Raw genomic sequence first — 4,813 nt, 5'->3', positions numbered from 1 at the left:
CCCCTATTCCCCTATTCCCCTATTCCCCTATTCCCCTATTCCGCACTTCCCGCGCGCCCCACAATCCCGCGGCAATAAAAGGCAAGGTTGGTCAAAGCATTAGCCGGCTCTGCCCAAAGTTCCGGCCCGGTCCGCTCGCAATAAAGATCGACGGGCGTCAGGAGTGTTTGCCACATGACGATGATGCGCCCTCCGAATCGAACCGCAGCATGAAGTGGAGGGGTCTTTCCTATTGCGGCCCTGGGCGTGCTTGCAGCGCCGAAAATTTCACCGCAACGTGACTTCCCGTTGACTGGCGGTTCTGCCACATATTTTAGCAATCAGAACAAGGCCGGCGTCACCGGCGGGAATCGGAACGGCCATGGCATTTGCAAAACCCTTGCGGCTCGCGGCACTTGCGCTGGCCCTGTCGGCATGTGCCGGCGCGGTGCTTGCAAGCGAGCCAGAGAGCGCCCGGGCCGATAAACAGCAAACCGACAAGCCGCTCGGCGTGGTCGAGCTTTTCACCAGCCAGGGCTGCAGCTCCTGTCCGCCGGCCGACGAGTTCTTTGCTGAGCTTGCCAGCAAGGAGGACCTCGTCGCGCTCGCCTATCACGTCAACTACTGGGACTATCTCGGCTGGCAGGACACGCTGAGCAGCAAGGAAAACACCGACCGGCAGTACGATTATATGCGCGCCTTCGGCAGCCGCTCTGTCTACACGCCGCAAGCCGTCATCAACGGCCGCAGCCACGTCAACGGCGCCAGCCGCAAGGAAGTCGACGGCACGCTGGCGCGCCTCGACCGGACCGGCGAAGGCATGCGCGTCGGCATCAAGGTCAGCCGCACCAGCGACCGCGTCATGATCGATGCCGGCGACGCCGGCAACGGCCCCAACGACGCCCATGTGGTGATCGTCTATTTCGATCCGCCGCAGATGGTGAAGATCGGCCAGGGCGAGAACAGCGGCCGCAGCCTGACCTATTGGAACGCCGTCTCCGACATCCAGATCGCCGGCATGTGGCACGGCAAGCCGCAGCGCTACGAATTGCCGATGACCGAAATCGCCAAGAAGGCCGGCTGCGCGGTGCTGCTGCAATCCGTCGGCAAGGACGGCATGCCAGGCCCGATCCTCGGCGCCGCCTTCATCCGCAAGCCCGACCGGCTTTAGAGCTTCCTCGTCCTAGAGCATTCCAGGAAGTGCGTAGCGGTTTGCGTCCGGAATTGCGTCAAAACAAAGAGATAGAGCGGTTCAGCGTTTCCACTAAAACGATAAATTAGCCAATAGAATGGGACCGATTGTCGTTCAGGCACTATCGCAGGAGAAGACAACCGACAAATTGTTAGCAGGCATCTCGATCGCCTCGCGGAGACTAAGTCGAGAGGCCTCCCCCACGCGTTCAAGATCAGCAATATCACGCACACCCCAAGATGGGTTGCGCTCCTTTAGAGATGCGTCGAAAGCGGCGTTGGATGGTGCGTTGTGTGTGCCGTCGCGCGTGAATGGCCCGTAGAGAACAAGAAGCCCACCAGGGCGGAGCAAACGGCCAGCGCCTGCAAACAATCCTAAACTTGCCGCCCACGGCGCGATATGGACCATATTGATCGACACGATGGCGTCAAACGGCGCCGTTTGCTCGACGCCCCATGATCTCGAGCACACATCTATATCAAGCGGCGCGAGCACATTATTCAACCCGGAAAATTTGATCCAGCTAGAGGTGCTGGCGCGTGCGTCGGCATCAGGATCGCTTGGCTGCCAGGTGAGGTTGGGCATCGCTTCCGCAAAACACACGGCGTGCTCCCCGGTCCCGCAACCAATCTCCAGCACCACGCCATGTGTCGGAAGAACACGCTTTAGGACCGCGAGGATCGGTGCCAAATTTCGCGCAGCTGAAGGCGAGAACATGCGCTGGTCGGGGCTTACGCCGCGCTGTTCAAGCGCAACAGGCGAGCGGTTGTCATTCTCCTCGGGCATGGGCCGCAGATCCTCCGGGGCCGACGTTTCCCGCTTTATAGCTGAAATGATGGAACCGGATCCCGAAGATTTTGGACTGCAAGGCCTCGTCGAAGGAATATCCGAGGATGGTTGGAATTGGTCCTACGCGTCCTGTGCCAAGCGTCAGCCTCTTCATCACTAGGAGCGAAGCGACGCAGCGCAGACCCTGGGATCGCGAAAGCCACGCAATAAAAAACCGGCGTCAGCTTGCTTCTGACGCCGGTCATTTAGGTTTTGGGATCGTCGCACCCGATTTTCCGAGGGAAAACCGAGGTTGGTTCGATCCGACGCAGACCCGTGGGCGGGGGGCTTGGGGTTTACGAGCCGGTGCCGGACCGAACCGTCTCAGGCAACGCCGGTAAACTCGTCGGACATTGGGGCATGAGCGCGGTTAGAAAATGGCAGAAATGTGGCAGAGCATCACCAATTCCAACAGGAGGTTCACAAACGTGACTGGACGTGACGGAAACAGCGCTGCGCTGGCGTGCTTCGCCGGCTCTTGCAATTCCATGGCGAACGGGCCAACTTCTGAGGGCGAAGATTCATTCGAAGGATCTAGGCATGACCGATCGCGGTGGCAGTGGGACGGAGGATGGGGACGCATCCGCAATATTGATCCCGCTGCATGAGGCCCGACGCGAGCGCCTCGACCAGCCGGTGCGCTTCGACCGGCGCGAACTCGATCAGATCCTCAGGCTCTACGGACGCATGGTCGCCGCCAATGAATGGCGCGATTACGCCATCGACCATCTCTCCGACCGCGCCGTCTTCTCCGTCTTCCGCCGCGCCAGCGAGGTGCCGCTGTTCCAGATCGTCAAGGATCCGAAGCTGGCGCGCCGCCAGGGCGCCTTCTCCGTCATCGCCGCCGGCGGCCGCATCCTGAAGCGCGGCCAGGAGCTCGGCCGCGTGCTCGGCGTCTTCGATCCCAAGCTGAAGGTCATCGAGGCGTGAGCTGGGAAGTCGAAGAGGAACTGAGGAACTGAGGAACTGGGGAATTGAAGAACTGGGGAATTGAAGAGAAAGGGCGCTAAACGCCTGATATAAAAGCCTTTTCTTCAATTCCTCAATTCTTCAATTCCTCAGTTCCCTCTCCCTCCGAGCCGGAACCTCCGCTCCGGCCACGAATCCGGATCCGGCGCACGTCCTGCCCCGCCATTCAGCGACAGCTGCATGAAGACCGTGTCCAGCCAGCGTCCGTGCTTGTAGCCGGACCCTTCCAGGCGCCCGGAATGGCGGAAGCCGAGCTTCTCGTGCAGCCGCACCGAGGCGCTGTCGGCATGGCCGTCGCCGATGACGGCGATGATCTGGCGGAAGCCGGCCGCCTCGGCCGCGTCGATCAGCCCTTGCATCAGCAGCCTCCCGACACCCTGGCCCTTCGCCTCGGGCGCGACATAGACGGAATCCTCGACGACGAAGCGATAGGCCGGGCGTGGCCGGAACGGACCGGCATAGGCATAGCCGAGCACCGCGCCATCCTTTTCCGCCACCAGATAGGGGAAGCCGCCCGCCGTCAGACTGTCGAATCGGCTGCCCATCTCGGCGCGGCTCGGCGGCTCCAGCTCGTAGCTGGCGGTGCCGTGCGTCACCGCATCGGCGTAGATTTCCGTGACTCGGGCGAGGTCCGCGGCGCCGGCGGCTCTGATCGTGATGCTGCTCATAATTTATGCAAATCTTTCACCTGCCCTCCATAACAGCAAAGGCAGGCGCAAAAGAAAAGGGCGGCCATTGGGCCGCCCTTCGTGAACTCAGTAGTCCAGTGCCGTTCAGCGGCGGTCGCCCATGAACTGCAGCAGGAACATGAACAGGTTGATGAAGTCGAGATAGAGCCTCAAGGCGCCCATAGTCGCCTTGCGGCCGGCGACATCGCTGGCGTCGCCGTCGAAATACATCTCCTTGATCTTCTGCGTGTCGTAGGCGGTGAGGCCGGAAAAGATCAGCACGCCGATCGCCGAGATGGCGAAGGACAGCGCCGACGACGCCAGGAAGATGTTGATCACCATGGCGATGATCAGGCCGAAAACGCCCATGACCAGGAACGAGCCGAACGCCGTCAGGTCGCGCTTGGTCGTATAGCCGTAGAGCGACAGCGCGCCGAAGGCGGCCGCGGTAGCGAAGAAGGTCTGCGAGATGCTGGCGCTCGTATAGACAAGGAAGATCGACGACAGCGACAGGCCGACAAGGCCGGCATAGACCCAGAACGTGGTCTGCGCGGCCGAAACGCTCATCGACTGGATGCGGGCCGACAGGAACAGCACCGGCGCCAGCGGGGCGAGGATGACGACCCAGCGCAGCGGCGAGCCGAAGATCGCATAGCCGAAGGAGGTCAGCATCTCGCCGCTCGGCAGCGTAGCGACCGCCGAGGCCGGGTCAGTGGTGGTGGCCAGCATGATCGTGCCGATAGCGGCAAGGCCGGTGATGAGCAGGCCAAGCCCCATCAGGTTGTAGACCTTGATCATGTAGGCGCGCAGGCCCTGGTCGATGTCCGCATCGACACGGGTGCCGGGCACGGCGCGCGTCTGGTAGTTGCGAATGGGATCAGCCATTGGAATTCCTCTGTTGCTTCTGCCCCGTCCGGTGTCCGGCCTTTTCTGGCCCAGGCGCCGCTGGCAGGGCTCCAGCATGCCTGCGCGGAATATGATGGTTCTTCGCCTGAAGAACAAGTCCGTAACCGGCTGTAACGGTTCGTGAGAAGGTAAAAAGCCGCTTTGACGGCCTTTTTCGGGGGCATTCTTACCAAGATTTAACCCGGCTCGGGTGTCGCCAGCCCGGCAAATCAGAGATTGCGCAGCACCGGCGCCGCCTTATGCCCGAGCACCCGCCAGGTTCCGGCAAGGC

Annotated in this window: 5 protein-coding genes; 2 read left to right on the top strand and 3 right to left on the bottom strand. The window is 61.6% G+C overall.

The window, feature by feature from the left end; translation table 11 throughout:
• The first annotated feature begins 361 nt into the window (after positions 1–361).
• Positions 362–1,150: a thioredoxin family protein gene (locus EN780_RS27710; RefSeq protein ID WP_128275890.1), complete on the top strand. Its 789-nt coding sequence runs from the start codon at positions 362–364 to the stop codon at positions 1,148–1,150.
• A 135-nt stretch (positions 1,151–1,285) separates the two neighbouring features.
• Here EN780_RS27710 and EN780_RS27705 read toward each other — a convergent pair whose 3' ends face one another.
• Positions 1,286–1,957, bottom strand: a complete 672-nt coding sequence (locus tag EN780_RS27705) for a DUF938 domain-containing protein (RefSeq protein ID WP_127391708.1) — start codon at positions 1,955–1,957, stop codon at positions 1,286–1,288.
• Between the two features lie 582 nt (positions 1,958–2,539).
• On the opposite strand from EN780_RS27705, the gene EN780_RS27700 reads away from it, so the two are divergent.
• Entirely contained in the window at positions 2,540–2,929 is a 390-nt protein-coding gene (locus EN780_RS27700; RefSeq protein WP_126057429.1) for a DUF2794 domain-containing protein, read from the top strand.
• A 128-nt stretch (positions 2,930–3,057) separates the two neighbouring features.
• Here EN780_RS27700 and EN780_RS27695 read toward each other — a convergent pair whose 3' ends face one another.
• Both EN780_RS27695 and EN780_RS27690 read right to left on the bottom strand, forming a co-directional pair.
• Positions 3,058–3,636 (bottom strand): GNAT family N-acetyltransferase, encoded by a 579-nt coding sequence (locus EN780_RS27695; protein WP_127391709.1) that lies wholly within the window; start codon positions 3,634–3,636, stop codon positions 3,058–3,060.
• Positions 3,637–3,741: 105 nt separating this feature from the next.
• Positions 3,742–4,521 (bottom strand): Bax inhibitor-1/YccA family protein, encoded by a 780-nt coding sequence (locus tag EN780_RS27690; protein WP_127286705.1) that lies wholly within the window; start codon positions 4,519–4,521, stop codon positions 3,742–3,744.
• Positions 4,522–4,813: the final 292 nt, after the last annotated feature.

Origin of the sequence: Mesorhizobium sp. M4B.F.Ca.ET.089.01.1.1, from assembly GCF_004022605.1 — a bacterium.
In the GTDB taxonomy this organism is placed as follows: Bacteria; Pseudomonadota; Alphaproteobacteria; order Rhizobiales; family Rhizobiaceae; genus Mesorhizobium; species Mesorhizobium abyssinicae.
This window is presented reverse-complemented; position numbering and strand designations above follow the sequence as displayed.

Coding starts and splice junctions, on each gene's coding strand:
- EN780_RS27705 (WP_127391708.1), bottom strand. CDS start 1,957: ATGCCCGAGGAGAATGACAACCGCTCGCCTGTTGCGCTTGAACAGCGC.
- EN780_RS27695 (WP_127391709.1), bottom strand. CDS start 3,636: ATGAGCAGCATCACGATCAGAGCCGCCGGCGCCGCGGACCTCGCCCGA.
- EN780_RS27690 (WP_127286705.1), bottom strand. CDS start 4,521: ATGGCTGATCCCATTCGCAACTACCAGACGCGCGCCGTGCCCGGCACC.
- EN780_RS27700 (WP_126057429.1), top strand. CDS start 2,540: ATGACCGATCGCGGTGGCAGTGGGACGGAGGATGGGGACGCATCCGCA.
- EN780_RS27710 (WP_128275890.1), top strand. CDS start 362: ATGGCATTTGCAAAACCCTTGCGGCTCGCGGCACTTGCGCTGGCCCTG.